This is a genomic window from Streptococcus mitis (assembly GCF_946190285.1).
GTDB classification, from domain to species: Bacteria; Bacillota; Bacilli; order Lactobacillales; family Streptococcaceae; genus Streptococcus; species Streptococcus mitis_CP.
The window spans coordinates 405,264-432,238 of record NZ_CAMHZX010000001.1 but is presented as its reverse complement, the minus strand read 5'-3'; the positions used below and the strand labels follow the sequence as shown (position 1 = coordinate 432,238).

30 protein-coding genes are annotated in these 26,975 nt (G+C 40.7%); 16 read left to right on the top strand and 14 right to left on the bottom strand.

The genetic code is table 11. The features are described 5' to 3' along the window. Positions 1-11 precede the first annotated feature (11 nt). On the top strand, positions 12-479 hold the full coding sequence (locus N8L39_RS02100; protein ID WP_261009822.1) for an 8-oxo-dGTP diphosphatase: 468 nt from the start codon (positions 12-14) through the stop codon (positions 477-479). Here the strand turns inward: N8L39_RS02100 and N8L39_RS02095 are convergent. The 5 genes from N8L39_RS02095 to coaB form a co-directional block, all read right to left on the bottom strand. Continuing rightward, entirely contained in the window at positions 476-991 is a 516-nt protein-coding gene (locus N8L39_RS02095) for a transcription repressor NadR (RefSeq protein WP_247934824.1), read from the bottom strand. The two genes, N8L39_RS02100 and N8L39_RS02095, sit on opposite strands and share 4 nt — an antisense overlap. Positions 992-1,002: 11 nt before the next feature. Next, the gene (locus N8L39_RS02090) at positions 1,003-1,530 is read right to left on the bottom strand and encodes an ECF transporter S component (RefSeq protein ID WP_001097393.1); all 528 of its coding nucleotides are present in this window, start codon (positions 1,528-1,530) and stop codon (positions 1,003-1,005) included. Positions 1,531-1,707: 177 nt separating this feature from the next. Continuing rightward, complete coding sequence (locus tag N8L39_RS02085) at positions 1,708-2,271, bottom strand: ECF transporter S component (protein WP_000747412.1); 564 nt, start codon at positions 2,269-2,271, stop codon at positions 1,708-1,710. Next, positions 2,255-2,806 (bottom strand): phosphopantothenoylcysteine decarboxylase, encoded by a 552-nt coding sequence (coaC, locus tag N8L39_RS02080; protein WP_261009823.1) that lies wholly within the window; start codon positions 2,804-2,806, stop codon positions 2,255-2,257. The genes N8L39_RS02085 and coaC overlap by 17 nt, the downstream gene beginning before the upstream one ends. A gap of 11 nt (positions 2,807-2,817) precedes the next feature. Further along, positions 2,818-3,507, bottom strand: coding sequence for a phosphopantothenate--cysteine ligase (gene coaB / locus N8L39_RS02075; protein WP_261009824.1), 690 nt, complete (start codon positions 3,505-3,507; stop codon positions 2,818-2,820). Between the two features lie 229 nt (positions 3,508-3,736). Here coaB and N8L39_RS02070 point away from each other — a divergent pair, with 229 nt between their 5' ends. The 3 genes from N8L39_RS02070 (at position 3,737) to radC (ending at position 8,711) form a co-directional block, all read left to right on the top strand. Next, positions 3,737-5,407, top strand: a complete 1,671-nt coding sequence (locus N8L39_RS02070) for a formate--tetrahydrofolate ligase (protein ID WP_117305342.1) — start codon at positions 3,737-3,739, stop codon at positions 5,405-5,407. 289 nt (positions 5,408-5,696) lie between these two features. Continuing rightward, positions 5,697-7,988 (top strand): DNA helicase PcrA, encoded by a 2,292-nt coding sequence (gene pcrA / locus N8L39_RS02065; protein WP_261009825.1) that lies wholly within the window; start codon positions 5,697-5,699, stop codon positions 7,986-7,988. Between the two features lie 42 nt (positions 7,989-8,030). Then, complete coding sequence (gene radC / locus N8L39_RS02060; protein WP_261009826.1) at positions 8,031-8,711, top strand: RadC family protein; 681 nt, start codon at positions 8,031-8,033, stop codon at positions 8,709-8,711. Here radC and N8L39_RS02055 read toward each other — a convergent pair. From N8L39_RS02055 to N8L39_RS02025, 7 genes are all read right to left on the bottom strand, one after another. After that, positions 8,708-9,397, bottom strand: a complete 690-nt coding sequence (locus N8L39_RS02055; protein WP_261009827.1) for a gamma-glutamyl-gamma-aminobutyrate hydrolase family protein — start codon at positions 9,395-9,397, stop codon at positions 8,708-8,710. The genes radC and N8L39_RS02055 overlap by 4 nt on opposite strands. Before the next feature lie 17 nt (positions 9,398-9,414). Then, on the bottom strand, positions 9,415-10,056 hold the full coding sequence (locus tag N8L39_RS02050) for a redox-sensing transcriptional repressor Rex (RefSeq protein ID WP_000653417.1): 642 nt from the start codon (positions 10,054-10,056) through the stop codon (positions 9,415-9,417). 88 nt (positions 10,057-10,144) lie between these two features. Beyond that, on the bottom strand, positions 10,145-10,354 hold the full coding sequence (locus N8L39_RS02045; protein ID WP_191962397.1) for a DUF4649 family protein: 210 nt from the start codon (positions 10,352-10,354) through the stop codon (positions 10,145-10,147). A 7-nt stretch (positions 10,355-10,361) separates the two neighbouring features. Continuing rightward, a complete protein-coding gene (locus tag N8L39_RS02040; RefSeq protein ID WP_000863540.1) occupies positions 10,362-10,709 on the bottom strand; it encodes a DUF1831 domain-containing protein in 348 nt (115 codons plus the stop codon). 4 nt (positions 10,710-10,713) lie between these two features. Further along, positions 10,714-11,829 (bottom strand): cysteine desulfurase family protein, encoded by a 1,116-nt coding sequence (locus N8L39_RS02035; RefSeq protein ID WP_261009828.1) that lies wholly within the window; start codon positions 11,827-11,829, stop codon positions 10,714-10,716. Positions 11,830-11,838: 9 nt separating this feature from the next. Continuing rightward, a complete protein-coding gene (locus N8L39_RS02030; RefSeq protein ID WP_001283823.1) occupies positions 11,839-12,798 on the bottom strand; it encodes a ribose-phosphate diphosphokinase in 960 nt (319 codons plus the stop codon). A gap of 112 nt (positions 12,799-12,910) precedes the next feature. Beyond that, positions 12,911-13,480 carry a CYTH domain-containing protein gene (locus tag N8L39_RS02025; protein WP_261009829.1) on the bottom strand — a complete coding sequence of 190 codons (570 nt, stop codon included), beginning with the start codon at positions 13,478-13,480 and terminating at the stop codon, positions 12,911-12,913. Between the two features lie 128 nt (positions 13,481-13,608). Between N8L39_RS02025 and yjbM the strand changes: the two genes are divergently transcribed. From yjbM to N8L39_RS01970, 11 genes are all read left to right on the top strand, one after another. Beyond that, positions 13,609-14,280, top strand: a complete 672-nt coding sequence (yjbM, locus tag N8L39_RS02020; protein WP_261009830.1) for a GTP diphosphokinase — start codon at positions 13,609-13,611, stop codon at positions 14,278-14,280. Continuing rightward, the gene (locus N8L39_RS02015) at positions 14,264-15,082 is read left to right on the top strand and encodes an NAD kinase (RefSeq protein ID WP_033681742.1); all 819 of its coding nucleotides are present in this window, start codon (positions 14,264-14,266) and stop codon (positions 15,080-15,082) included. The genes yjbM and N8L39_RS02015 overlap by 17 nt, the downstream gene beginning before the upstream one ends. Next, positions 15,079-15,975 (top strand): RluA family pseudouridine synthase, encoded by an 897-nt coding sequence (locus N8L39_RS02010; protein WP_261009831.1) that lies wholly within the window; start codon positions 15,079-15,081, stop codon positions 15,973-15,975. Before N8L39_RS02015 ends, N8L39_RS02010 begins: the two co-directional genes overlap by 4 nt. 43 nt (positions 15,976-16,018) lie before the next feature. Further along, positions 16,019-16,993 (top strand): phosphate acetyltransferase, encoded by a 975-nt coding sequence (pta, locus tag N8L39_RS02005; protein WP_000451580.1) that lies wholly within the window; start codon positions 16,019-16,021, stop codon positions 16,991-16,993. A 188-nt stretch (positions 16,994-17,181) separates the two neighbouring features. Continuing rightward, positions 17,182-18,357: an A/G-specific adenine glycosylase gene (gene mutY / locus N8L39_RS02000; protein ID WP_261009832.1), complete on the top strand. Its 1,176-nt coding sequence runs from the start codon at positions 17,182-17,184 to the stop codon at positions 18,355-18,357. A gap of 55 nt (positions 18,358-18,412) precedes the next feature. After that, positions 18,413-19,120: a response regulator YycF gene (gene yycF, locus N8L39_RS01995; protein WP_000722078.1), complete on the top strand. Its 708-nt coding sequence runs from the start codon at positions 18,413-18,415 to the stop codon at positions 19,118-19,120. Further along, a complete protein-coding gene (vicK, locus tag N8L39_RS01990; RefSeq protein WP_261009833.1) occupies positions 19,113-20,462 on the top strand; it encodes a cell wall metabolism sensor histidine kinase VicK in 1,350 nt (449 codons plus the stop codon). The genes yycF and vicK overlap by 8 nt, the downstream gene beginning before the upstream one ends. Before the next feature lies 1 nt (position 20,463). Beyond that, positions 20,464-21,273, top strand: coding sequence for an MBL fold metallo-hydrolase (locus N8L39_RS01985; protein ID WP_000004961.1), 810 nt, complete (start codon positions 20,464-20,466; stop codon positions 21,271-21,273). Positions 21,274-21,363: 90 nt separating this feature from the next. After that, positions 21,364-21,606 carry a type II toxin-antitoxin system RelB family antitoxin gene (gene relB / locus N8L39_RS01980; RefSeq protein WP_007284772.1) on the top strand — a complete coding sequence of 81 codons (243 nt, stop codon included), beginning with the start codon at positions 21,364-21,366 and terminating at the stop codon, positions 21,604-21,606. A 1-nt stretch (position 21,607) separates the two neighbouring features. Further along, entirely contained in the window at positions 21,608-21,862 is a 255-nt protein-coding gene (locus tag N8L39_RS01975; protein WP_261009834.1) for a type II toxin-antitoxin system RelE family toxin, read from the top strand. 45 nt (positions 21,863-21,907) lie between these two features. Beyond that, on the top strand, positions 21,908-22,681 hold the full coding sequence (locus N8L39_RS01970) for a potassium channel family protein (RefSeq protein ID WP_261009835.1): 774 nt from the start codon (positions 21,908-21,910) through the stop codon (positions 22,679-22,681). Between the two features lie 37 nt (positions 22,682-22,718). On the opposite strand, the gene N8L39_RS01965 is transcribed toward N8L39_RS01970, so the two are convergent. Together N8L39_RS01965 and N8L39_RS01960 are read right to left on the bottom strand one after the other, a co-directional pair. Then, positions 22,719-23,066: a DUF6568 family protein gene (locus tag N8L39_RS01965; RefSeq protein ID WP_261009836.1), complete on the bottom strand. Its 348-nt coding sequence runs from the start codon at positions 23,064-23,066 to the stop codon at positions 22,719-22,721. A gap of 111 nt (positions 23,067-23,177) precedes the next feature. Next, complete coding sequence (locus N8L39_RS01960; RefSeq protein WP_261009837.1) at positions 23,178-24,896, bottom strand: phospho-sugar mutase; 1,719 nt, start codon at positions 24,894-24,896, stop codon at positions 23,178-23,180. A gap of 153 nt (positions 24,897-25,049) precedes the next feature. Here N8L39_RS01960 and N8L39_RS01955 point away from each other — a divergent pair, with 153 nt between their 5' ends. Further along, complete coding sequence (locus N8L39_RS01955; protein ID WP_261009838.1) at positions 25,050-26,951, top strand: ABC transporter ATP-binding protein; 1,902 nt, start codon at positions 25,050-25,052, stop codon at positions 26,949-26,951. Positions 26,952-26,975 lie beyond the last annotated feature (24 nt).

The following is a 26,975-nucleotide window of genomic DNA, read 5'->3' as shown; positions in this document are numbered from 1 at the left end:
AAGGAGAAAATATGTCCCGTTCCCAATTAACGATTTTAACAAATATTTGTCTGATTGAAGATCTCGAAACTCAGCGCGTGGTTATGCAATATCGCGCCCCTGAAAACAATCGCTGGTCTGGTTATGCCTTTCCTGGAGGCCATGTAGAAAATGGCGAATCTTTCGCAGAGTCTGTTATTCGTGAAATCTATGAAGAAACAGGGTTGACTATTCAAAATCCTCAACTTGTCGGCATTAAAAATTGGCCACTAGATACAGGTGGGCGCTATATTGTCATTTGTTATAAGGCGACTGAGTTCTCTGGTAGCCTTCGCTCTTCAGATGAAGGAGAAGTTTCTTGGATTCAAAAAGACCAGATTCCAAACTTGGATCTGGCCTATGATATGCTACCTTTGATGGAAATGATGGAAGCTCCTGACAAGTCAGAGTTTTTCTACCGCCACCGTACAGAAGACGATTGGGAAAAGAAAATTTTCTAGTCTTTTACTAAATAACCGAGCTGATCCAAGGCCTCCTCGATATAGTGGAGGTCTTGTTGTGTTTCGGCTTCAACTAGGTGGTAATGGATACCATCTGTCAATTCAGATAAAGGTTTAAAATCAGAATGCTCGACTTGTTCTAGAAAATGTTGAACGTCTCGGCGGCAAGACAGTTTCAGCAAGGTTTCAATTTCTCCATAAACGGGATGGTCAATCAAGGTGTTTTGAACACGTCCGCCATTATCTACGATAGCAAGGAGTTCTTGACCGATTTCTTCAACTTCATGTTTCACTTTGAAAAGTTTGTGAACATAAGGATTGGTTTCAATTTGCTTATAGATGTAGCCACGATTAGTGGATAGGATAGGAGCGCCATCGGCTCTCAAAATTGCAATGTCCTGCACAATGACTTGACGTGTGACATGAAAATGTTCCGCCAAACTTTGGCCGTTGAGGGCTTTAGGAGCTTCTTTCAAGAGTTGGAGCAGAGCTTGTTTGCGATCTTTTGTCATAGCTTTTCCTTTTAACGGCGTTTTCGAAGCACTTTATAGACAGCTAGTGCTAATGTATAGTCTACCATACTATGGATGATTGTGCCAAATCCAACCAGCACAAATAGAACATAAAACATATTTTCTACATTGGTACCAGAAGTTGCATAAAAAACGACACAGGCCAATACTTCAGCAAGGGCATGGACAAGCGCTAACACAAAGTTGAAAATCCAGGAAGCTTTTGGTTTATCTAGGGTATCGGGGAATTTTTGTAGGTAAAGAGCTCCTAGAGTCCCAAAAAAGATATGGGAAAAAGCTCGAAATACGATAACCATAGGATAGCCAGCCATCAAAAATCCAAAACTAGAGGCTAGGATGACAAAAACTGCCATCAAGGGCGACAAGAACATGGCAATAAAAATAGCGATATGGCTTCCCAAAGTGTAAGAAGCAGGTGGAATGACAATCTTAAAAGGCATAACAATTGGAATCAAAATCGCAATAGCCGTTAAGAGGGCAGTCATTGTCATAAATTGTGTCTTTTTCCGTGTGTTCATAAGAATCTCCTTTTTGTCTGTATATACACTAGTATAGTACAATAAACAAGACAATAAAGCAAGGATTTACTTGAGTTTATAGGCCATTTTAAATTAAATATTGGTAAAGATTTCACTAATAATAGTAACGATATAGAGCAAAATCTCCACCTTCAAGCATGAAAGCGGAGATTGTTTTTATTTCTTCAAGGTTTGTAGTCTTGGGACAATAGCTAGGGTTAGAACTGCGGAAATGACTAATTCAGCAATCGAATTTGTTGAGATAACGGTTGCTAGGAGTTTTTGGATATTACCATCAAAAACATTTCCAAAAAGGTAGAAAATTCCACCAAGTACAAAGACTGTGTTGGTCAGTGAACCAAGGGCACCAGCTAAAATAAGACCAGTTTTATTTTTCATCAGTTTATAAACTAGATACGGAGTCAAACCAATCAAAATACGTGGGACGATAGCAATGATAGCTGAGTAGATGTTCCCGTTTGGTACAAAAGGTGAGAAGAGGTAGCTTGTCGGTAGAATTGTAATAGTGTTAACCGTCAAGCTAAGTAGCCCCATCAAAAATCCAAGTGTAACCCCAACTCGTGGTCCGTAGATAATGCTGGCAATAATGACAGGAATATGAACGATAGTCGGTTTGATTGGGAATGGAAAAAGGTTAAAGATAAGTGAGCTCAGAAAGTGTATCACGAGCATGGTTGCAAAAAAGATAGCAATAGGTGCAATATTAGAGCGTTTTTTCATCGAGAGTTTCCTTTATTCTTTCTAAAATAATTGTGAGGTCGGCTAAAGCTCCTCGTCCATGGTCGCCACAAGCTAGTAGGGATTCCTTAGGAGCAATCAGCTGATAGCCGTAGCTTTCTAATGTTTTCAGATTAGCCTGAGTTGCCGGATGGTCATACATTTTTGTATTCATTGCTGGTGCGATGAGTTTTGGGATATGACTTGGCAAGGCTAGAGCCGTACTGGTCACCATGTTGTCCGCAAAGCCGTGGGCTAGTTTTGCAATAGTGTTAGCAGTTGCAGGGGACACGATAAATAAATCTGCTTTTTTGCCAAGTTCAATATGATTAACCTGATTAGGATAGGGTTCCTTCATGACATCCAAGTGGACGTAATTCTGTGAGAGTATCTGTAGTGTCAAAGGTTGGATAAACTCTGTAGCAGCCTGGGTCATTAAGACAGTGACTTGATGACCTTGTTTTTTTAGAGAACTGACTAAATCTGCCGACTTGTAAGAGGCAATTGAGCCCGTTACAGCCAAGAGAATGTTTGCCATAGCTTTCCTTTCTATGAATGATAGGCTTGAATCTTTTCAAGGAGGAGTTCTGCAATTTCTTCTTTAGTCTGGACTGTTTGAAGCTCATTTTTCTCAACAAAGATAGCACGATGCTGGTTCGCTGAAATTTGAGTCAGGTCATTTGCAATGATTAAGTCTGCTTGGTTCTTGATAAGACTTTTTCTGGCAATCTCGATGAGATAATCCTCAGAGACATCAACAAGCAGTTTAAAGCCAATCAGATGAATAGCAGGATTCCATTCCTTGACTAGAGAGATGATTTTGGGTGTCTTTTTTAGGAACAAAACCTGAACCTCATCAGTTGAAGAAATCTTAGCTTGATGATTCTGCTTGCTTAAAAATTCTTCTAGATTGGAGCTAGATTGAACTTCCTCAAACCCTGTCATATAGACAGGAGTGTAATCAGATACGGCCATTGAGTGAATCAAGACCTGATAATCCTGAACACGTTCTTGCATTTCCAGTAGAAGGTCCTTGGTATTGTTAATTTCTCGAATACTTAGGTTGGGATGGGATTCTGGTTTCAAAGCTCTTTTTGTCGTTATTAAACAAACTTCATGCCCTGCAGCAAGCAAGGTTTCTGTGATGATTTTCCCCAAACGACCGGTAGAATGGTTAGTGATAGAGCGGACGCTATCGATGGCTTCACTGGTACCGCCCGATGTAACTAAAATTTTCATAGCACTATTGTACACAAAAATAAACGGTAAGTAAAATGAAAGCGATAAATTTTTGGTAAAAACGAAGATTTACTATAGTTTCAAACTATAAAGCCATATAAAATTTAAGAAAGGACTATAAAAACCTTAAAAATAGGGATATTTACGAACGTTTAGAGAGTTTTCGGATGTTAAAAATCTTGTTTTGTGTTATAATGAATTATCATATAAGAGGTTAGAGGAGTTTTGAATGAAAACAGATATTGAAATCGCACAGAGTATTGAGCTGAAGCCTATTGTTGATGTTGTAGAGAAACTTGGTATTTCTTACGACGATTTGGAGTTGTACGGAAAGTACAAGGCTAAGCTTAGCTTTGATAAAATTCGTGCAGTTGAGAGCAATCCAGTTGGGAAATTGATTTTGGTTACTGCCATCAATCCAACACCTGCAGGTGAAGGGAAATCAACTATTACTATTGGTCTTGCGGATGCCTTGAACAAGATTGGCAAGAAAACTATGATTGCTATTCGCGAACCATCTCTTGGTCCAGTAATGGGGATTAAGGGTGGTGCGGCAGGTGGTGGTTATGCCCAAGTTCTGCCAATGGAAGACATCAATCTCCACTTTACTGGAGACATGCATGCCATTACGACTGCTAATAATGCTCTTTCTGCCTTGATTGACAACCACTTGCACCAAGGAAATGAGCTTGGAATTGACCAACGTCGTATCCTTTGGAAACGTGTTGTGGACTTGAACGACCGTGCTCTTCGCCATGTGACCGTTGGACTTGGTGGCCCTCTAAATGGTATTCCTCGTGAGGATGGCTTTGACATTACCGTTGCTTCCGAAATCATGGCAATTCTTTGCTTGGCAACAGACATCGAGGACTTGAAACGCCGTTTGGCTAATATCGTTATCGGTTATCGCTATGACCGTACACCAGTTTCTGTAGGTGATTTGCAGGTTGAAGGTGCCTTGGCTTTGATCTTGAAGGATGCGATTAAGCCGAACCTGGTTCAGACAATTTACGGAACACCTGCCTTTGTACACGGTGGTCCATTTGCCAATATCGCTCACGGATGTAACTCTGTCTTGGCAACTACAACAGCCCTTCACTTGGCTGATTACACAGTTACTGAAGCTGGTTTTGGTGCAGACCTTGGTGCCGAGAAATTCCTTGATATTAAGACACCAAACTTGCCAACATCTCCAGATGCAGTTGTCATTGTTGCAACCCTTCGTGCTCTTAAGATGAATGGTGGTGTGGCTAAAGATGCTCTGACAGAGGAAAATGTGGAGGCGGTTCGTGCAGGTTTTGCTAACTTGAAACGCCACGTTGAGAACATCCGTAAGTTCGGTATTCCAGCAGTTGTTGCGATTAACGAATTTGTATCTGATACAGAAGCTGAAATTGCAGCCTTGAAAGAACTTTGTGCTTCAATTGATGTGCCAGTTGAACTAGCAAGTGTCTGGGCTGATGGCGCAGAAGGTGGAGTAGCACTTGCCGAAACAGTTGTCAAGACTATCGCTGAAAACCCAGCTAACTACAAACGTTTGTATGACAATGACCTTTCTGTTCAAGAAAAGATTGAAAAGATTGTTACTGAAATCTACCGTGGTAGCAAAGTAAACTTTGAGAAGAAAGCTCAAACACAAATCGCTCAAATCGTTCAAAATGGTTGGGACAAATTGCCAATCTGTATGGCTAAGACCCAGTATAGCTTCTCAGACAATCCAAATGCACTTGGAGCACCTGAAAACTTTGAAATTACCATTCGCGAATTGGTGCCAAAATTAGGTGCAGGCTTCATCGTTGCCTTAACTGGCGATGTCATGACCATGCCAGGCCTACCAAAACGTCCAGCAGCTCTCAACATGGATGTTGAAAGTGATGGAACCGTTCTAGGTTTGTTCTAGTATATTGAAATGGACTTTATACTCTTCGAAAATCAAATTCAAACCACGTCAGCTTCACCTTGCCGTACTCAAGTACAGCCTGCGGCTAGCTTCCTAGTTTGCACTTCGATTTTCATTGAGTAAAAAATGAGTTTGGAAATAATATCCAAGCTCATTTTTTGCCTAGATATAAGGTCTTGTCTTCAGCTGATGAGAGAGTTGCCTTCTACACGTAACCAGTTTAGGTAAAGATATTTTCCCTGAATTCTGATATAATAGAAATATTGACTTCAAGAGTAAGGAAGAGAAGATGAACGCATTATTAAATGGAATGAATGACCGTCAGGCTGAGGCGGTGCAAACGACAGAAGGGCCCTTGTTGATCATGGCGGGGGCTGGTTCTGGAAAGACCCGTGTTTTAACCCACCGTATTGCTTATCTGATTGATGAAAAGATGGTCAATCCATGGAATATCTTGGCCATTACCTTTACCAACAAGGCTGCGCGTGAGATGAAAGAGCGTGCTTATAGCCTCAATCCAGCTACTCAGGATTGTCTGATTGCAACCTTCCACTCCATGTGTGTTCGTATTTTGCGTCGCGATGCGGACCATATTGGCTACAATCGTAATTTTACAATTGTCGATCCTGGTGAACAGCGAACGCTCATGAAACGCATTCTCAAACAGTTGAACTTGGATCCTAAAAAATGGAATGAACGGAGTATCTTAGGGACTATTTCCAATGCTAAGAATGATCTGATTGATGATGTGACTTATGCTGCCCAAGCTGGAGATATGTACACGCAAATCGTGGCTCAGTGTTATACAGCCTATCAGAAAGAATTACGTCAGTCGGAGTCGGTTGACTTTGATGATTTGATTATGCTGACCTTGCGTCTCTTTGATCAAAATCCTGATGTCTTGACTTACTATCAACAGAAATTCCAATACATCCACGTTGATGAGTACCAAGATACCAACCACGCTCAGTACCAATTGGTCAAACTCTTGGCTTCCCGTTTTAAAAATATCTGTGTGGTTGGGGATGCGGACCAGTCTATCTACGGTTGGCGTGGTGCTGATATGCAGAATATTTTGGACTTTGAAAAGGATTACCCCCAAGCCAAGGTTGTTTTGTTGGAGGAGAATTATCGTTCAACAAAAACTATTCTCCAAGCGGCCAATGAGGTTATTAAAAATAATAAAAACCGCCGTCCTAAGAATCTCTGGACCCAAAACGCTGATGGGGAACAAATCGTTTACTATCGTGCTGATGATGAGCTGGATGAGGCTGTATTTGTAGCCAGAACCATCGATGAACTTAGTCGCAGTCAAAACTTCCTTCACAAGGATTTTGCTGTTCTTTATCGGACTAATGCGCAGTCCCGTACTATTGAGGAAGCCTTGCTCAAGTCAAATATCCCTTATACCATGGTTGGGGGAACCAAGTTCTACAGCCGTAAGGAAATCCGAGATATTATCGCTTACCTCAATCTTATTGCCAATTTGAGTGACAATATCAGTTTTGAGCGTATTATCAATGAGCCTAAACGTGGAATTGGGCCAGGCACTGTTGAGAAAATCCGTGATTTTGCGAATATGCAAGATATGTCTATGCTGGATGCTTCAGCCAACATCATGTTATCTGGTATCAAGGGTAAAGCAGCCCAGTCTATCTGGGATTTTGCCAATATGATTCTGGATTTGCGGGAACAGCTAGACCACTTAACTATTACAGAGTTGGTTGAGGCTGTCCTTGAAAAAACAGCTTACGTCGATATTCTTAATGCCCAAGCGACTCTAGAAAGTAAGGCTCGGGTTGAAAATATCGAAGAGTTCCTTTCTGTAACGAAAAACTTTGATGACACCTCTGATGGGCCAGAAGAAGAAACTGGTCTGGATAAACTGAGTCGTTTCTTAAATGACTTGGCCTTGATTGCGGACACAGATTCAGGTAGTCAGGAGACATCAGAAGTGACCTTGATGACCCTGCATGCCGCCAAAGGTCTCGAGTTTCCAGTTGTCTTTTTGATTGGGATGGAAGAAAATGTCTTTCCGCTTAGCCGTGCTGCTGAAGATCCAGATGAATTAGAAGAAGAGCGCCGTCTAGCCTATGTAGGAATTACGCGTGCAGAGAAAATTCTCTATCTGACCAATGCCAACTCACGCCTGCTTTTTGGTCGTACCAACTACAACCGTCCGACTCGTTTTATTAACGAAATCAGCTCAGACTTGCTTGAGTATCAAGGATTGGCTCGTCCAGCAAATTCAAGCTTTAAGGCATCTTATAGCAGTGGTGGGGTTGCCTTCGGTCAAGGTATGAGTTTGGCTCAGGCTCTTCAAGACCGTAAACGCAGTGCGGCCCCAAAAACTATCCAGTCAAGCGGTCTCCCATTTGGTCAATTTACTGCTGGAGCAAAATCAGCGTCTAGCGAGGCAAATTGGTCCATTGGTGACATTGCCCTCCACAAGAAGTGGGGAGAGGGAACTGTTCTGGAAGTTTCAGGTAACGGAGCTACTCAGGAATTAAAAATCAATTTCCCAGAAGTAGGTTTGAAAAAACTTTTAGCCAGTGTAGCCCCAATTGAGAAAAAAATCTAATTTTTCATCCTTCTCACGAATAATAAAGTGAGGAGGATTTTTATGTACAGTATTTCATTCCAAGAAGATTCACTATTACCCAGAGAAAGACTTGCCCAAGAAGGAGTAGAAGCGCTCAGTAACCAAGAGTTGCTAGCTATTTTACTCAGAACAGGAACACGTCAGGCCAGTGTTTTTGAAATTGCCCAGAAAGTCTTGAACAATCTTTCAAGCCTAACAGATTTGAAAAAAATGACCCTGCAAGAATTGCAGAGTCTATCTGGTATCGGCCGTGTTAAAGCTATAGAGTTACAAGCCATGATTGAACTGGGCCATCGTATTCACAAACACGAAACCCTTGCGATGGAAAGCATTCTCAGTAGTCAAAAGTTGGCCAAGAAGATGCAACAGGAATTGGGCCATAAAAAACAAGAGCACCTGGTGGCGCTCTATCTCAATACTCAAAATCAAATCATCCATCAACAGACCATTTTTATCGGCTCAGCTACTCGTAGTATTGCTGAACCTCGGGAGATTCTTCATTATGCCATCAAGCATATGGCGACCTCTCTCATCTTGGTTCACAATCATCCTTCGGGAGCGGTAGCTCCTAGCCGAAATGATGATCATGTCACTAAAATTGTCAAAGAAGCCTGCGAACTGATGGGGATTGTCCTCTTGGACCATTTGATTGTCTCTCATTCTAGCTATTTTAGTTACCGCGAAAAGACAGATTTAATCTAAAGTTCATTAACGATATAGTCAAAGAGGTTTTTATCTTTGGGACGATTTTCAAAAAGAAATTCTGGATGCCATTGGACACCGAGAAAGGCAACATCATCCGTACTCATGACAGCCTCAATGATACCATCTTTAGGATCATGAGCCGCAATCTTTAAATTTGGTGCTAAATCCTTAATGCTCTGATGGTGGAAGGAGTTGATATGGGAAATTTCTCCATAGATTTCTCGAAGAATAGTATCAGGTTCTGTCACCAAGCGTTGGGTTGTGTATTCGGCAGAACAATCCTGCCAATGGTCTTCGATATCTTGGTACAAAGTTCCACCCATGGCAACGTTAAAGAGTTGAGTTCCACGGCAGACAGAAAAAATTGGCTTTTTCTGTTTAATAGCTTCCTTGATGAGGGCCAGTTCAAAGATATCCCTTTGAAGGTGGTAGTCATCGCTATCGATGGTTTTTGGTTCACCATAGAATTTTGGATCAACATTTTGCCCACCTGTCAAGATGAGCTTGTCAATCATACTAATATAGTGGCAGGCCATTTCTTGATCACCAATCGGTAGGATGATGGGAATCCCTCCAGCGTCTTTAACGCCTTCCACAAAGCCTTTTGCTACGTAGCTCATCATGATGTCATCATCTGGATGAGTTTTTTCGTTTCCTGTAATCCCTATAACTGGTTTTTTCATAAAATGATTTTCGCTTTCTAATCCTCTTTTCGCATGAAGTAGAGGAGGGTTTGGAGTTCACTTGTCAAATCGACATACTGAACGACCACGTCTTTTGGTAAATGCAGATGGACTGGTGAAAAACTGAGAATTCCTTTCACGCCAGCATCCACCAAGAGATTGGCAACCTCTTGTGACTTGACGCTGGGAACTGTCAGGATAGCAGTCTTCACATCAGCATCCTTGATTTTATCCTTGATTTGAGAAATCCCGTAAATAGGAATCCCATCAGGAGTTTGGGTACCGACTTCGGGATGGTCATCTAGGTCAAAGGCCATGATAATCTTCATCTTGTTACGTTCGTGGAAGCGATAGTGAAGAAGGGCATGGCCCATATTTCCAATACCAACCAGCATGACATTGGTGATGGAGTTATCATTGAGTAAATCGGCAAAAAATGTCATCAGTTTTTTGACATCATAGCCAAAACCACGGCGACCTAGTTCACCAAAGTAGGAAAAATCACGACGTACGGTCGCGGAATCAATACCGATAGCCTCTGCAATTTGCTTAGAGTTGGCACGTTCAATCTTTTCTGCATGAAATCTCTTAAAAATTCGATAGTAGAGAGAGAGTCTTTTTGCTGTAGCTTTTGGAATAGCAGACTGTTTATCTTTCACAAAATCACAACCTTTCTATTCTTCTATTTTATAGAAACATTGTGAAAAAATCAACAAAAACAAGAAAAAACTAAGAAAAATCTTAGTTTTAATGTAAAAAATCTGCATGTGATAGAAAACGGTAGAGGTCTCCGACCAGACCCTGGTAAACTTCCTGGCCCTTAAAGGTCAAAGAAGTCACATAAAGTGTATCTGGCAGAGTCACACATCCTGACAGAGCCAGCATGAGAGCCTCGTAATCCTCATACTTGAGAGTGCGCTCTACATGATAGCTGTCTTTATAGGTCAGTTCAAACATTTTGGCTCTATCTTTCCGATTTTGTAAAGACACCACGTTCTACCAAGCTATCCATGAGGAAGTAGAATTTTTCCTGATGAATGTGGTGGTCTTCTGATTTGAAAATATCAACCAGACGAAGACCAAACTTGTCAGTGATATTGATTTTAGCACCTGTAAGTTCCTTGTTAATGATGATTTTGAGTTGGAATCCCTCACCGCTGTTCGGAACCTTTTCAAGTAGGCGAGTCAGTTCATAGTTCCCAACCTTAGTCTCAAAAAAAGTGTTGTCCTTAAGGGTGAATTTTTTAACAGAAGGGCTAAGAGTGTAGTCGTAACGACAATTTTTTAACTGAATGGTTTTTTCAAATGCCATATGGCTAACCTCCGATAATTTCTTTTAAGGTTTTTGCGAGGGTTTGTAGATCTTCAACAGTATTTTCTGGCGACAAACTGATACGAACGGATTCCTTCAAGCGTTCTGAATTTGCCCCGTACATGGCTTCAAGAACATGACTAGATTGGACAATGCCTGCCGTACAGGCTGAACCAGTAGAGATTGAAATTCCAGCTAAATCTAGACGAAGGAGTAAGAGGTCATTTTTCTGGCCAGGAAATCCAATATTGAGAACATAAGGGAGATGATGTTGTCCTCTATTCAAGTAATATTGAATGCCTTCTAGCTCTGCTAGAAAGGCAGTTTCTAGATTTTGTACATGTTGAAAATGTTCTTCTTGCTTTTCTAGGTCTTCTTTTAGGGCTGCAACCATGCCTACGATGGCAGGCAGATTTTCAGTTCCTGCACGTTTTTTCTGTTCTTGGTCTCCACCATGGAGATAGGAATCAAAGTTCATGCTAGATGCGTAGAGAAAACCGATTCCCTTAGGACCATGGAACTTATGGGCAGAAGCAGTGAGAAAATCAATGCCCAATTCTTCGGGGTGAATTGGTATTTTACCAATAGCTTGAACTGCGTCGACATGATATGCAGCAGGGTGTTGCTTGAGTATTTGGCCAATTTCAGCAATGGGAAGTAGGTTTCCTGTCTCATTATTGGCAAACATGGTAGAAACCAAAATTGTATCATCACGTAAAGCCTTTTGAATTTGTTTGGCTGTGATTTCTTGATTTTCTGGCTGGATAATGGTTGCTTCAAACCCAAAGTGTTGAACCAAGTAATCAATGGTTTCAAGGACGGCATGGTGCTCAATGGCAGTTGTGATGATATGTTTTCCTTGTTCTTGGTGACGAAGGCAGTAGCCAATGATGGCAGTATTGTTGCCTTCAGTCCCACCAGAAGTGAAAAAGATATGTTGAGGTTTTGTCCCCAGTAACTGGGCTAGTTCCTGACGGGCTTCTCTCAAGAGTTTGCCAGCTTGACGACCATGACCATGAATACTAGATGGATTGCCATGGGTTTCTTGCATAACCTTGGTCATAGCTGAAATAGCAACTGCTGACATGGGAGTCGTTGCAGCATTGTCCAAATAAATCAAAGAATCACCTTATTTCTTTTTGTTGTAGGCAAAGAGTGGGCTGACTGGTTTTCTTTCGTGGATACGGACGATGGCATCACCAATTAACTCACTAGCAGTGATGTAGCATACGTTTTTAGGAGTTTTTTCTTTTGTTGCTACTGAATCAGTCACAAGAATTTCCTTAATATTAGTATTGTCAAGAAGTTCAGCAGCTCCTTCGACGAAGAGGCCGTGGCTAGAAACAGCATAAATTTCTGTAGCCCCTTCACGTTCAACGATTTTAGCAGCTTCAGAGAAGGTACGTCCAGTATTTAAAATATCGTCAATCAAGATAGCTTTTTTACCTTCAACATCACCGATGATATAACCTTCGTTGCGAGTTGCATCGTCTTGAGGGTAGTCGATGATGGCGATAGGAGCATCAAGATACTCAGCCAAGCTACGAGCACGTTTGACACCTGAATTTTTAGGGCTAACGACAACAACATCTGAACCAAGGAGCCCCTTATCGCAGTAATGTTTTGCAAATAGAGGAACTGTATAGAGGTTGTCAACAGGAATATCAAAGAAGCCTTGCACCTGAACAGCATGCAAATCAAGCGTAAGAACACGGTCAACTCCAGCCTTAACCAGCATATTAGCAACTAGTTTAGCTGTAAGTGGCTCACGTGGTGAAGCAATGCGGTCTTGACGTGCGTAGCCAAAATATGGAAGAACAACGTTGATACTGTGGGCACTTGCACGAACACAAGCATCAACCATAATTAACAATTCCATTAGGTGGTTGTTAACAGGGAAACTTGTTGATTGGATGATGTAAACATCATAACCACGGACACTTTCTTCGATATTCACTTGGATTTCTCCGTCTGAAAATTGACGTGATGATAGTTTTCCAAGTGGGACACCAACAGCTTGAGCAATTTTCTGTGCAATCTCTTGGTTAGAGTTGAGAGCGAAAAGTTTCATATTTTTTCTATCTGACATTATAGACCGTCCTCTGTAAACTTTATAAATCCTAGTTATATTTGCCTTATATATATGAACTAGGATTCGTGTATTTTTATCTTTTCTATTTTACCAAAAAATGGAGATTATTTCAGCTATTTTTCATTCTTTTGACAAATCGAACCAATTTTGAGGGAGCTTTTTGATAATCAATCTGATTTTCCTCTAAAAATTGCTGGAAATCTTGTTTCCCTTGCTCGTGATTCTCAACTTCAAGCTCTAATTCGTAATCTGTAATATCAAAGTACTGACTTTCATCCAGCGCCATGAGACCAATAGCTGTTTGCATTTCATAGCGAAGTGTCGTTAGACAACCAAGAATCTGCCATTCACTTGTTTTAATACCATGTTTCGCCAATTCATCGAGCACAAGCCCTTGAGGAAGTTCTTTATTGCTCAGATAGTTTTCAGCATCTTTTAGTTGCAATTTTTGATTGTATTCCATGTTTCCGATATTTTGAGGGACTTTGAGTGTCAATTCTGCCCAGTCTTCAAAAGTGCGAATGCGCATAGCAACTTTCTTTTCTCGAAGTTCAAAATCAGGAGTGTCGATGTAGTAATTTTTTTGAAGAACAGGAGTGACGCCTGTGAATTGGTCTTTTAGACGATTGTATTCATCTTTTTTCAATAGTGTTTTCAATTCAATTTCTAAATGTTTCATTTTTCTTACCTTTTCTTTATCGTTGAAAGCGGATTTATGGTATAATAAGCATTGTATTTATTGTATATGAATCTGGAGAAAAAATCAAAGATATTTTTGAAGGATAATATGTGAACAAGGGAGAATATATGACCTTAGAATGGGAAGAATTTCTAGATCCTTACATTCAAGCTGTTGGTGAGTTAAAGATTAAACTACGTGGTATTCGGAAGCAATATCGTAAGCAAAATAAGCATTCTCCGATTGAGTTTGTGACTGGTCGAGTCAAGCCAATTGAAAGTATCAAGGAGAAAATGGCTCGTCGTGGCATTACTTATGCGAGCTTAGAGCACGATTTGCAAGATATTGCTGGTTTGCGTGTGATGGTTCAGTTTGTAGATGACGTCAAGGAAGTAGTGGAAATTTTGCGCAAACGTCAGGACATGCGAATCATACAGGAGCGAGATTACATTACTCATCGAAAAGCATCAGGCTACCGTTCCTATCATGTGGTAGTAGAATATACGGTTGATACAATCAATGGAGCCAAGACTATTTTGGCGGAAATTCAAATTCGTACCTTGGCCATGAATTTCTGGGCAACGATAGAACATTCTCTCAACTACAAGTACCAAGGGGATTTCCCAGAGGAAATTAAAAAGAGACTGGAAATTACTGCCAAAATTGCCCATCAGTTGGATGAAGAAATGGGTAAAATTCGAGATGATATCCAGGAAGCCCAGGCACTTTTTGATCCTTTGAGTAGAAAATTAAATGACGGTGTAGGAAACAGTGACGATACAGATGAAGAATACAGGTAAACGAATTGACCTGATAGCTAATAGAAAACCACAGAGTCAAAGGGTTTTGTATGAATTGCGAGATCGTTTGAAGAGAAATCAGTTTATACTCAATGATACCAATCCGGACATTGTCATCTCCATTGGTGGGGATGGTATGCTCTTGTCGGCCTTTCATAAGTACGAAAACCAGCTTGACAAGGTCCGCTTCATTGGTGTTCACACTGGACATTTGGGCTTCTATACGGACTACCGTGATTTTGAGTTGGACAAGCTAGTGACTAATTTGCAGCTAGATACTGGGGCAAAGGTATCATACCCTGTTCTGAATGTGAAGGTCTTTCTTGAAAATGGTGAAGTTAAGATTTTCAGAGCACTAAATGAAGCCAGTATCCGCAGGTCTGATCGAACCATGGTGGCGGATGTTGTGATTAACGGTGTCCACTTTGAACGTTTTCGTGGAGATGGGCTAACAGTTTCGACACCGACTGGTAGTACAGCCTATAACAAATCACTTGGCGGAGCTGTTTTACACCCTACCATTGAAGCTTTGCAATTAACGGAAATTGCCAGCCTTAATAATCGGGTCTATCGAACGCTGGGCTCTTCCATTATTGTTCCTAAGAAGGATAAGATTGAACTTATCCCGACGAGAAACGATTACCACACTATTTCGGTTGACAATAGCGTTTATTCTTTCCGTAATATTGAGCGTATTGAGTATCAAATCGACCATCATAAGATTCACTTTGTCGCATCACCTAGCCATACCAGTTTTTGGAACCGTGTTAAGGATGCTTTTATCGGCGAGGTGGATGAATGAGGTTTGAATTTATTGCAGATGATCATGTCAAGGTCAAGACCTTCTTAAAAAAGCATGAGGTTTCTAAGGGGCTTCTGGCCAAGATTAAGTTTCGAGGTGGAGCTATTCTGGTCAATGATCAATCACAAAATGCGACGTATCTATTGGATATTGGAGACCGCGTTACCATTGATATTCCTGCGGAGGAAGGCTTTGAAACTCTCGAAGCTATCGAGCGCCCACTGGATATTCTCTATGAGGATGACCATTTTCTAGTCTTGAATAAACCCTATGGAGTGGCTTCTATTCCTAGTGTTAATCACTCCAATACCGTTGCCAATTTTATCAAGGGTTACTATGTTAAGCAAGAATATGAAAATCAGCAGGTTCACATTGTGACCAGACTTGATAGGGACACTTCTGGCTTGATGCTCTTTGCCAAGCATGGCTATGCCCATGCACGATTAGACAAGCAGTTGCAGAAGAAGTCCATTGAAAAACGCTACTTTGCTTTGGTTAAAGGTGATGGACACTTGGAGCAAGAGGGAGAGATTATTGCTCCGATTGCGCGTGATGAAGATTCCATTATTACCAGACGTGTAGCTAAAGGTGGAAAGTATGCTCATACTTCTTACAAGATTGTAGCTTCTTATGGAAATATTCACTTGGTCGATATTCGCCTGCACACTGGGCGAACCCACCAAATCCGAGTCCATTTTTCTCATATCGGTTTTCCTTTGTTGGGAGATGACTTGTACGGTGGTAGTCTAGACGATGGAATTCAGCGCCAAGCCCTGCATTGCCATTACCTATCCTTTTATCATCCATTTTTAGAGCAAGACTTGCAGTTAGAAAGTCCCTTGCCGGATGATTTCAGTAACCTTATTACCCAGTTATCAACTAATACTCTATAAAAACTGTTTCAGAGTATAATTATTATCTAAAAGGAGAAAACTCATGGAAGTTTTTGAAAGTCTCAAAGCCAACTTGGTTGGTAAAAATGCTCGTATCGTTCTCCCTGAAGGGGAAGAGCCACGTATTCTTCAAGCAACAAAACGCTTGGTAAAAGAAACAGAAGTGATTCCTGTTTTGCTTGGAAATCCTGAAAAAATTAAAATTTATCTTGAAATCGAAGGGATCATGGATGGTTATGAAGTCATTGACCCTCAACATTATCCTCAATTTGAAGAAATGGTTGCTGCCTTGGTGGAGCGTCGCAAGGGCAAAATGTCTGAAGAAGATGCACGCAAGGTTTTGGTTGAAGATGTCAACTATTTTGGTGTTATGTTGGTTTACTTGGGCTTGGTTGATGGAATGGTATCTGGAGCTATTCACTCAACAGCTTCAACAGTTCGTCCAGCTCTTCAAATCATCAAAACTCGTCCAAATGTAACTCGTACTTCAGGTGCCTTCCTCATGGTTCGTGGTACGGAACGTTACCTATTTGGAGACTGTGCCATCAACATCAATCCAGATGCAGAAGCCTTGGCTGAAATTGCGATCAACTCAGCAATCACAGCTAAGATGTTTGGAATCGAGCCTAAAATTGCTATGCTAAGTTATTCTACTAAGGGTTCAGGTTTTGGTGAAAGTGTTGATAAGGTTGTAGAAGCAACTAAAATTGCTCACGACTTGCGTCCTGACCTTGAAATCGATGGTGAGTTGCAATTTGATGCAGCCTTTGTTCCTGAAACTGCAGCTCTGAAAGCTCCTGGAAGTACGGTAGCTGGTCAAGCAAATGTCTTCATCTTCCCAGGTATCGAGGCAGGAAATATCGGCTACAAGATGGCCGAACGTCTTGGCGGTTTTGCGGCTGTTGGACCTGTTTTGCAAGGTTTGAACAAGCCAGTTAACGACCTTTCTCGTGGATGTAATGCAGATGATGTTTACAAGTTAACCCTTATCACAGCAGCCCAAGCTGTTCATCAATAAGATTTAGTCCTCTTTCCCTTGGGAAGAGGTTTTTTATACTCAATGAAAATCAAAGAGCAAACTAGGAAACTAACCGCAGGCTGTACTTGAGTACGGCAAGGCGACGTTGACGTGGTTTGAATTTGATTTTCGAAGAGTATTAATACTAGGAAAAGGACAGTTAGAATCTTCTGTGTTATACTAGAGATATGTTAGATTTGAAAGAATACGATATTGTCATGTGGCCAGAGGAGAAGATTGTTTCTTTCCGTGAGAAACTTCTTGCCTGGTATGATGAAAACAAAAGAGATTTACCGTGGCGTAGAAGTAAAAATCCTTATCATATCTGGGTATCTGAAATTATGCTCCAGCAGACCAGAGTGGATACAGTTATCCCTTACTACGAAAGATTCTTGGACTGGTTTCCAACAGTGGAAAGTTTGGCAACTGCCCCTGAAGAGCGTTTGTTGAAGGCTTGGGAAGGTTTGGGTTATTATTCTCGAGTACGCAATATGCAGGCTGCAGCCCAGCAGATTATGACAGACTTTGGTGGTCAATTTCCAAATACCTATGAAGGAATTTCCAGCTTGAAAGGGATTGGTCCTTACACAGTAGGAGCCATTTCCAGTATTGCTTTTAACTTGTCTGAGCCAGCTGTAGATGGTAATGTCATGCGTGTTTTGGCCCGCTTGTTTGAGGTTAATCATGATATTGGCATTCCAAGTAATCGCAAAATTTTTCAAGCAATGATGGAAATCCTGATTGACCCAGAACGTCCGGGTGACTTCAATCAAGCTTTGATGGACTTGGGATCAGATATTGAGGCACCTGTAAATCCCAGACCAGAAGAAAGCCCAGTTAAGGACTTTAGTGCGGCATATCAGAATGGCACAATGGACCGTTATCCAATTAAGGCTCCCAAGAAAAAGCCTGTTCCAATTTATCTTAAAGCCTTGGTGGTCAAAAATACTCAAGGACAATTTTTACTTGAAAAAAATGAAAGTGAAAAATTATTGGCAGGATTTTGGCATTTCCCCTTGATAGAAGTTGATAACTTTTCGCAAGAAGAGCAGTTTGACCTCTTTCATCAGGTTGCAGAAGAAAGTGTAAACTTTGGCCCCAGTCCAGAAGAGAGTTTCCAGCAGGACTATGACCTAGATGTTGATTGGCTTGATGTTTATTTTGAAATGGTTAAGCATGTCTTTAGTCATCGCAAGTGGCATGTTCAAATTGTAGCAGGTCAAGTGACTGACTTTCATAACTTTTCCGATAGGGAAGTTCGCTGGCTTTCACCAGAAGAGTTTAAGAATTATCCCCTTGCCAAACCCCAACAAAAAATCTGGCAGGCTTATGCACAAGCCAACTCAGACAGTAGCAAAGACTAGCTATTGTGTTTTCTTGTTATTTTTTTGATATAATAGTAGAGAAAAAGGTGAAAAAATGAAAAAAATATTAATTGTAGATGATGAAAAACCAATCTCGGATATTATCAAGTTTAATATGACCAAGGAAGGTTACGAGGTTGTAACTGCTTTTAATGGTCGTGAAGCGCTAGAGCAATATGAAGCAGAGCAACCAGATATTATTATTCTGGATTTGATGCTTCCCGAAATTGATGGTTTAGAAGTTGCTAAGACCATTCGCAAGACAAGTAGTGTGCCTATTATCATGCTGTCGGCTAAAGACAGTGAGTTTGATAAGGTTATCGGTTTAGAGCTTGGAGCGGATGACTATGTAACCAAACCCTTCTCAAATCGTGAGTTGCAGGCGCGTGTTAAAGCTCTTCTTCGTCGTACGGACTTGGTTTCTGTAGATAATCAAGAATCAGATGAAAAGAAAACCCAACCTCTGCAAATTGGGGACTTGGAGATTGTACCAGATGCCTATGTGGCTAAAAAATATGGTGAAGAACTAGACTTGACCCACCGTGAATTTGAACTCTTGTACCACTTGGCTTCTCATATTGGTCAAGTGATTACCCGTGAACACTTGCTTGAAACGGTCTGGGGTTATGATTATTTCGGAGATGTTCGAACAGTTGACGTAACTATCAGACGTTTGCGTGAGAAGATTGAAGATACACCAAGTCGTCCTGAGTATATCCTAACACGTCGCGGTGTTGGTTATTATATGAGAAATAATGATTAAACTAATAAAAGACACAGTTTTAACCAGTGATTTTATCTTTATCCTCATTCTACTTGGCTTTATTTTAGTGGTGACCTTGCTCTTACTAGAAAATCGTAGGGATAACATTCGGTTGAAGCAAATCAATCAAAAGGTAAAGGACCTGATTGCAGGAGATTATTCTCAGGTATTGGATATGCAGGGAAGTTCTGAAATCACTAATATTACCAATAATCTCAATGATTTATCAGAAGTAATCCGTTTGACTCAAGAAAATCTGGAACAAGAGAGTAAACGATTGCACAGTATCCTCTCTTACATGACAGATGGAGTCCTCGCGACCAATCGTCGTGGTAAGATTACTATGATTAATGACATGGCTAAGAAACAGCTAGGTGTTCAGAAAGAAGATGTTCTCAACAAAAGTATCCTTGAATTGCTTAAGATTGAAGATGAGTATGAACTTCGTGATTTGATTACCCAAATTCCTGAACTCATGATTGATTCCCAGGATGCCAATGGTGAGTATCTGAGTCTTCGTGTTCGTTTTGCCTTGATTCGTCGTGAATCAGGCTTTATCTCAGGTCTGGTTGCCGTTCTGCATGATACAACGGAGCAAGAGAAGGAGGAGCGCGAACGGAGACTCTTTGTTTCCAACGTTAGTCATGAGTTACGAACTCCTTTGACTAGCGTAAAATCCTATCTTGAAGCCTTGGATGAGGGGGCCTTGTCAGAACCTGTCGCACCAGACTTTATCAAGGTATCTCTAGATGAAACCAACCGTATGATGCGGATGGTGACAGATCTTCTCCATCTTTCACGTATTGATAATGCAACCACTCATCTAGATGTGGAACTGATTAACTTCACAGCTTTTATTACCTTTATCCTTAACCGTTTTGATAAGATGAGGGGATCAGATGAAGAGAAGAAATACGAATTGGTTAGAGATTATCCGATTACGTCTGTCTGGATTGAAATTGATACAGACAAGATGACACAGGTGATTGATAATATTCTCAACAATGCCATTAAATATTCTCCAGATGGTGGAAAAATCACAGTCACGATGAAGACAACTGATGATCAGATGATTTTGTCTATCTCAGACCAAGGATTGGGTATTCCTAAGCAGGATTTGCCTCGTATCTTTGACCGTTTCTACCGTGTGGATCGTGCTAGAAGCCGTGCTCAAGGTGGAACAGGGCTGGGACTGTCTATCGCTAAAGAAATTATCAAACAACATAATGGTTTTATTTGGGCCAAGAGTATATATGGTAAGGGATCAACCTTTACCATTGTGCTCCCTTATGATAAGGATGCAGTGAAGGAAGAAGTATGGGAGGATGAAGTAGAAGACTAGAATGAGTGAAACAGGCTTTAAATACAGTATTTTAGCGTCGGGTTCCAGTGGAAATTCCTTTTATCTGGAAACCCCAAAAAAGAAACTATTAGTGGATGCAGGCTTGTCGGGTAAGAAAATTACCAGCCTACTTGCTGAAATAAATCGCAAACCAGAAGACTTGGATGCTATCTTGATTACGCATGAGCATTCAGACCATATCCATGGAGTAGGCGTTTTGGCTCGCAAGTATGGTATGGATCTTTATGCCAATGAAAAGACCTGGCAGGCTATGGAAAATAGTAAGTATCTTGGCAAGGTAGATTCTTCGCAAAAGCATATTTTTGAAATGGGTAAAACCAAAACCTTTGGAGATATTGACATAGAGAGTTTTGGTGTTAGCCATGATGCAGTCGCACCGCAATTCTATCGCTTTATGAAGGATGATAAGAGTTTTGTCCTTTTGACAGATACAGGCTATGTTAGTGACCGTATGGCAGGGATTGTTGAAAATGCGGACGGCTATCTTATCGAGTCCAACCATGATGTAGAGATTCTGCGAGCAGGATCTTATGCTTGGCGACTCAAACAACGAATCCTATCGGATCTGGGTCACCTTTCTAACGAAGATGGTGCCGAAGCTATGATTCGTACCTTGGGAAATCGCACTAAGAAAATCTATCTTGGTCACTTGTCTAAGGAAAACAATATCAAGGAGCTGGCTCACATGACTATGGTCAATCAGCTAGCACAAGCTGATCTGGGAGTCGGAGTAGACTTTAAGGTTTATGATACCTCACCAGATACCGCAACACCATTGACAGATATATAGAAAGAACGCTGAGAAGGTGTTCTTTTTATATTGACTGAACACCTAAAAAGTAATACAATGGTGTTACCATTAAAAAAGGGAGTGCAAAAGATGACTACTATTACATTAAAAGTTTCTGAAGCTGATAAAACATTTATGAAGGCAATGGCTAAGTTTGAAGGAGTTTCCCTTTCGGAACTTATTCGCACCAAAACTCTTGAAGCTCTAGAAGACGAATACGATGCTCGTGTGGCAGATTTAGCCTATCAAGAGTATTTAGACGACTTGGAAAAAGGAGTTGAACCCATTACTTGGGAAGAAATGATGCATGATTTAGGCTTGGAGGATGAATAATTTGTATAAATTAGTTCCAACAAGACGTTTCATCAAGCAATTGAAAAAATTGGACCGTTATACGCAGAAGCTAATTACAAACTATTTACAAACCAATGTTTTGGAAGAACCAAGACGACACGGAAAGGCTTTGGTTGGTAATCGCGTTGGTCAATGGCGCTATAGAATTGGTAATTATCGAGTTATCGTACAAATTGTAGATGATGAATTAGTCGTTGCTACTTTAGAAGTTGGTCATCGGAGAGATATTTATTGAATTAAAGTTGAGTAATAACAGTATAGAAAGTGAGGAGAGTAAAATTTGAAGAAAAAATGGTTTTTTGCAGATTATTATGATACAACAATTATTTTACTTGCTTTAATCTCTGTTATTCTGGTATTACTTGGATTTGCTGAGATGATTGATTTAGACAGTCCTCCATACAGTATTATTGACTTGCTACTTTGGTTTGTGTTTGTGGTAGATTATGGTTGGCGGTTCTTTTCAAGTAAAGCAAAATGGAGGTTTATACTTGAAAATATCTTTGACTTGTTAGCTATCCTTCCTTTAAATGCTATTTTTACAGTATTGCGATTAGGGCGTATCTTCCGCTTAGCAAGACTGACAAAATTACTGAAACTGACTCGTTTACTTAGAATACTTGGACTTACAGGTAAATTAGAAAGAAAAATTAGTAGATTCTTACGGACAAATGGCCTGATTTATATCTTGTATGTTAATATTTTTATTGTTCTAGTAGGAAGTTCAATTTTATCTGTAGTTGAAGAAAAATCTTTCTCAGATAGTCTTTGGTGGGCTCTTGTGACAGTAACCACTGTTGGTTATGGTGATATTGTTCCAGTTTCCCTTTTTGGCAAATGGATAGCTGTTTTATTAATGTTGGTAGGGATTGGTACAATAGGAATGTTAACAAGTGCCTTGACGAACTTTTTTGTAAAAGATAATCCAGATGAACAGATAAAACTTGATAAACTCCAAGATGAATTATCTAGTCAGAGAATATTACTAGAGAAACAATCCGAAAAGATAGAAGAACTACATCGGATGATACAAGATTTGCTTGAAAAAAGGTAATTTTGACCATTTAAAAACCACTCGATGAGTGGCTTTTTTACAATCCTGCAAATTCTTTGATTTCTTGTGCTGACATTGAAGAGTCACAACGAACATTGATTTGTCCATCTGCGATGTGAACAAAGCCTGGTACAGTTGGGATTCCGTAGCGTGAGCGGAATGCTTGCAACTCATTGAGTTGGCTTGTTTCTTCACTATTGATGAAGTAGATGTGGGCTTTAGTTTCAGCTACAACACCTGCCAATGTACCAGCAAATTTACGGCAGTAGGGGCAAGTTTTGCGGCCAATGAAGAAGGTTGCAGTTTCTTTATTATCGAGTGCTTCTTGTGCACGCGCAACCGTAGTGACTTCAAGGTCTTTAATATTATCTAAAAATTGTTCCATGAGATTACCTCGCTTTCATTGATAAGTCTAGTATGCCATAAAGTTTCTAAAATTGCTTAGATTTGATACGAAAAAAAGATGAGATTGGTTAGTCTCATCTTTTATAGGGCTCTATTTTACAAAAGCATTGATTTCTGCTTCGATGTTAGCAATCTTAGCTTGTGATTCTTCGTTAGTTTCACCTACAACTGCAATGTAGAACTTGATTTTTGGTTCTGTACCTGAAGGGCGAACGGCAATCCATGAACCGTCAGCAAGTGTGTATTTCAACACATCACTTGGAGGAGTTGTCAAGTTTGTAACAGTACCGTCAGCAGCAGTAGCTGTTTGAGCTTTGAAGTCTTCTACGACAGTGATAGCTGTTGCATTCCATTCTTTTGGAGCATTGTTACGGAATTTAGCCATAATCGCTTTGATTTGTTCTGCACCATCTACACCTGAAAGGGTAACAGAGATAGTCTTTTCAGCGTAGTAGCCATACTCTTTGTAGATTTCTTCGATACCATCAGCAAGTGTCAAACCGCGTGAACGATAGTAGGCAGCAAGTTCAGCAACGACTAGAACAGCTTGGATAGCGTCTTTATCACGTACGAATGGTTTAATCAAGTAACCGAAGCTTTCTTCAAATCCCATCATGTAAGTGTGGTTGTGTTTTTCTTCGAATTCTTGGATTTTTTCAGCGATGAATTTGAAACCAGTCAAAACGTTGAACATAGTCGCGCCGTAACTTTCAGCAATCTTCGTTACCAAGTCAGTTGAAACGATAGATTTGCAAAGGGCTGCGTTTTCAGGAAGAGTTCCAGCGTTTTTGTGGGCTTCCAAGATGTATTTAGCCATGATAGCACCGATTTGGTTACCTGAAAGGTTGAGGTAGCTACCATCTTTTTGAAGAACTTCAACACCAACACGGTCTGCGTCTGGGTCAGTTGCGACAAGAACATCTGCACCAACTTGACGACCAAGTTCTTCAGCGAGGGCAAAGGCTGCTTGGCTTTCTGGGTTTGGAGATTTTACAGTTGAGAAGTCTGGGTCAGCAGTTGCTTGCGCTTCAACGACTTGAACAGAGTCAAATCCTGCTTGAGCAAGAGCACGACGAGCCAACATTTCACCAGTACCATGAAGTGGTGTGTAGACAATTTTCATGTCTTTACCAAATTCTTCAATCAAGGCTGGGTTGATGTTCACATCTTTGACTTCTTTGAGGTATTCTACATCGACAGCTTCGCCGATAACTTCAATTAAGCCAGAAGCTTTTTCAGCTTCCACATCAGCAACTTCAACTGCAAATGGATTTTCGATTGCACGAATGTATGTTGTCAAAGCGTCTGCATCGTGTGGAGGCATTTGTCCACCGTCTTCACCGTAAACCTTGTAACCGTTAAATGGTGCTGGGTTGTGGCTAGCTGTGACCATGATACCTGCGAAACAGTTGAGGTGACGAACTGCAAATGATAGTTCTGGAGTTGGACGAAGGCTTTCAAATACGTAAGATTTGATACCATGTTTAGCAAGAACTGCCGCAGATTCAAAGGCAAACTCAGGTGAGAAGTGACGACTATCGTAGGCGATTGCTACACCACGTTCTTTTTCGTTTCCACCTTTAGACTCAATCAAACGAGCCAATCCTTCAGTAGCTTGGCGAACAACGTAGATGTTGATGCGGTTTGTACCAGCACCAATCAAGCCACGCATACCTGCAGTACCAAATTCAAGATTTGTATAGAAGGCATCTTCCTTCGTTTTTTCATCCATATTTTCCAAATCTTGACGAAGGTAGTCAGGAAGCTCCGCAAAATCAATCCATTTCTGGTAATTTTCTTGGTAAGACATTGAAATTCTCCTTTTTGTAAATTGTTTTAACCGTTCACATTATAGCACTTTTTAGCATTTTAGTAAAACGGTAGCATAATTTTCAGAAAAGTGGTGTCATATGCAGGTTTATCAAGTCTTGAATGCCTTAGGGAAACATGCTATACTGTTTGTATGATTATTTTACAAGCTAATAAAATTGAACGTTCTTTTGCAGGAGAGGTTCTTTTTGATAATATCAACCTGCAGGTTGATGAACGAGATCGAATTGCCCTTGTTGGGAAAAATGGTGCAGGTAAGTCTACTCTTTTGAAGATTTTGGTTGGAGAAGAGGAGCCAACTAGCGGAGAAATCAATAAGAAAAAAGATATTTCTCTGTCTTACCTAGCCCAAGATAGCCGTTTTGAGTCTGAAAATACCATCTACGATGAAATGCTTTATGTCTTTGATGACTTGCGTCGGACTGAGAAACAACTTCGTCAGATGGAGCTAGAGATGGGGGAAAAGTCTGGTGAGGACTTGAATAAGCTGATGTCAGATTACGACCGCTTATCTGAGAATTTTCGCCAAGCAGGCGGTTTCACTTATGAAGCTGATATTCGAGCGATTTTAAATGGATTCAAGTTTGACGAGTCTATGTGGCAGATGAAAATAGCTGAACTTTCAGGTGGTCAAAATACCCGTCTGGCGCTGGCCAAAATGCTTCTTGAAAAGCCAAATCTCTTGATCTTGGACGAGCCAACCAACCACTTGGATATTGAAACTATTGCTTGGCTAGAGAATTACTTGGTAAACTATAGTGGTGCCCTCATTATTGTCAGCCACGACCGTTATTTCTTGGATAAGGTTGCGACAATTACGCTAGATTTGACCAAGCATTCCTTGGATCGCTATGTGGGAAATTACTCTCGTTTTGTTGAATTGAAAGAGCAGAAGCTAGCTACTGAGGCAAAAAACTATGAAAAGCAACAAAAGGAAATCGCTGCTCTGGAAGATTTTGTCAATCGCAATCTAGTCCGAGCTTCAACGACCAAACGTGCCCAATCTCGACGTAAACAACTGGAAAAAATGGAACGTTTGGACAAGCCTGAAGCTGGTAAGAAATCTGCTAACATGACCTTCCGGTCTGAGAAAACGTCTGGTAATGTTGTATTGACTGTTGAAAATGCAGCTATTGGCTATGATGAGGAAGTACTGTCAGAGCCTATCAATCTAGACCTTCGTAAGATGAATGCTGTCGCCATCGTTGGTCCCAATGGTATTGGAAAGTCAACTTTTATTAAATCAATCGTGGACCAGATTCCTTTTATCAAGGGGGAAAAGCGCTTTGGGGCTAATGTTGAGGTTGGTTACTATGACCAAACCCAAAGCAAGCTGACACCAAGTAATACTGTACTGGATGAACTCTGGAATGATTTTAAACTGACACCAGAAGTTGAAATTCGTAACCGTCTAGGTGCCTTCCTTTTCTCAGGAGATGATGTTAAAAAATCAGTTGGCATGCTGTCTGGTGGGGAGAAAGCGCGTTTGCTTCTTGCTAAATTATCTATGGAAAACAACAACTTCTTGATTCTGGATGAGCCAACCAACCACTTGGATATTGATAGCAAGGAAGTGTTGGAAAATGCCTTGATTGACTTCGATGGAACTCTTCTCTTCGTCAGCCACGACCGTTACTTTATCAATCGTGTAGCAACTCATGTTTTGGAATTGTCTGAGAATGGTTCGACTCTTTACTTGGGTGATTACGACTACTATGTTGAGAAGAAAGCAGAAGTAGAAATGACTCAGGCTGAGGAAGCTTCAACTAGCAATCAAGCAAAAGAAGCAAGTCCAGTCAATGACTATCAAGCTCAGAAAGAAAGTCAAAAAGAAGTTCGCAAACTCATGCGACAAATCGAAAGTCTAGAAGCTGAAATTGAAGAGTTAGAAAGTCAAAGCCAAGCCATTTCTGAACAAATGTTGGAAACAAACGATGCCGAAAAACTCATGGAATTACAGTCTGAGCTGGACAAAATCAGCCATCGTCAGGAAGAAGCTATGCTTGAGTGGGAAGAATTATCAGAGCAGGTGTAAGATTTCTAAGTTTTCTGCCCTTCT

Coding starts and splice junctions, on each gene's coding strand:
- N8L39_RS02100 (WP_261009822.1), top strand. CDS start 12: ATGTCCCGTTCCCAATTAACGATTTTAACAAATATTTGTCTGATTGAA.
- N8L39_RS02095 (WP_247934824.1), bottom strand. CDS start 991: ATGACAAAAGATCGCAAACAAGCTCTGCTCCAACTCTTGAAAGAAGCT.
- N8L39_RS02090 (WP_001097393.1), bottom strand. CDS start 1,530: ATGAACACACGGAAAAAGACACAATTTATGACAATGACTGCCCTCTTA.
- N8L39_RS02085 (WP_000747412.1), bottom strand. CDS start 2,271: ATGAAAAAACGCTCTAATATTGCACCTATTGCTATCTTTTTTGCAACC.
- coaC (WP_261009823.1), bottom strand. CDS start 2,806: ATGGCAAACATTCTCTTGGCTGTAACGGGCTCAATTGCCTCTTACAAG.
- coaB (WP_261009824.1), bottom strand. CDS start 3,507: ATGAAAATTTTAGTTACATCGGGCGGTACCAGTGAAGCCATCGATAGC.
- N8L39_RS02070 (WP_117305342.1), top strand. CDS start 3,737: ATGAAAACAGATATTGAAATCGCACAGAGTATTGAGCTGAAGCCTATT.
- pcrA (WP_261009825.1), top strand. CDS start 5,697: ATGAACGCATTATTAAATGGAATGAATGACCGTCAGGCTGAGGCGGTG.
- radC (WP_261009826.1), top strand. CDS start 8,031: ATGTACAGTATTTCATTCCAAGAAGATTCACTATTACCCAGAGAAAGA.
- N8L39_RS02055 (WP_261009827.1), bottom strand. CDS start 9,397: ATGAAAAAACCAGTTATAGGGATTACAGGAAACGAAAAAACTCATCCA.
- N8L39_RS02045 (WP_191962397.1), bottom strand. CDS start 10,354: ATGTTTGAACTGACCTATAAAGACAGCTATCATGTAGAGCGCACTCTC.
- N8L39_RS02040 (WP_000863540.1), bottom strand. CDS start 10,709: ATGGCATTTGAAAAAACCATTCAGTTAAAAAATTGTCGTTACGACTAC.
- N8L39_RS02030 (WP_001283823.1), bottom strand. CDS start 12,798: ATGTCAGATAGAAAAAATATGAAACTTTTCGCTCTCAACTCTAACCAA.
- N8L39_RS02025 (WP_261009829.1), bottom strand. CDS start 13,480: ATGAAACATTTAGAAATTGAATTGAAAACACTATTGAAAAAAGATGAA.
- yjbM (WP_261009830.1), top strand. CDS start 13,609: ATGACCTTAGAATGGGAAGAATTTCTAGATCCTTACATTCAAGCTGTT.
- N8L39_RS02015 (WP_033681742.1), top strand. CDS start 14,264: ATGAAGAATACAGGTAAACGAATTGACCTGATAGCTAATAGAAAACCA.
- N8L39_RS02010 (WP_261009831.1), top strand. CDS start 15,079: ATGAGGTTTGAATTTATTGCAGATGATCATGTCAAGGTCAAGACCTTC.
- pta (WP_000451580.1), top strand. CDS start 16,019: ATGGAAGTTTTTGAAAGTCTCAAAGCCAACTTGGTTGGTAAAAATGCT.
- mutY (WP_261009832.1), top strand. CDS start 17,182: ATGTTAGATTTGAAAGAATACGATATTGTCATGTGGCCAGAGGAGAAG.
- yycF (WP_000722078.1), top strand. CDS start 18,413: ATGAAAAAAATATTAATTGTAGATGATGAAAAACCAATCTCGGATATT.
- vicK (WP_261009833.1), top strand. CDS start 19,113: ATGATTAAACTAATAAAAGACACAGTTTTAACCAGTGATTTTATCTTT.
- N8L39_RS01985 (WP_000004961.1), top strand. CDS start 20,464: ATGAGTGAAACAGGCTTTAAATACAGTATTTTAGCGTCGGGTTCCAGT.
- relB (WP_007284772.1), top strand. CDS start 21,364: ATGACTACTATTACATTAAAAGTTTCTGAAGCTGATAAAACATTTATG.
- N8L39_RS01965 (WP_261009836.1), bottom strand. CDS start 23,066: ATGGAACAATTTTTAGATAATATTAAAGACCTTGAAGTCACTACGGTT.
- N8L39_RS01960 (WP_261009837.1), bottom strand. CDS start 24,896: ATGTCTTACCAAGAAAATTACCAGAAATGGATTGATTTTGCGGAGCTT.
- N8L39_RS01955 (WP_261009838.1), top strand. CDS start 25,050: ATGATTATTTTACAAGCTAATAAAATTGAACGTTCTTTTGCAGGAGAG.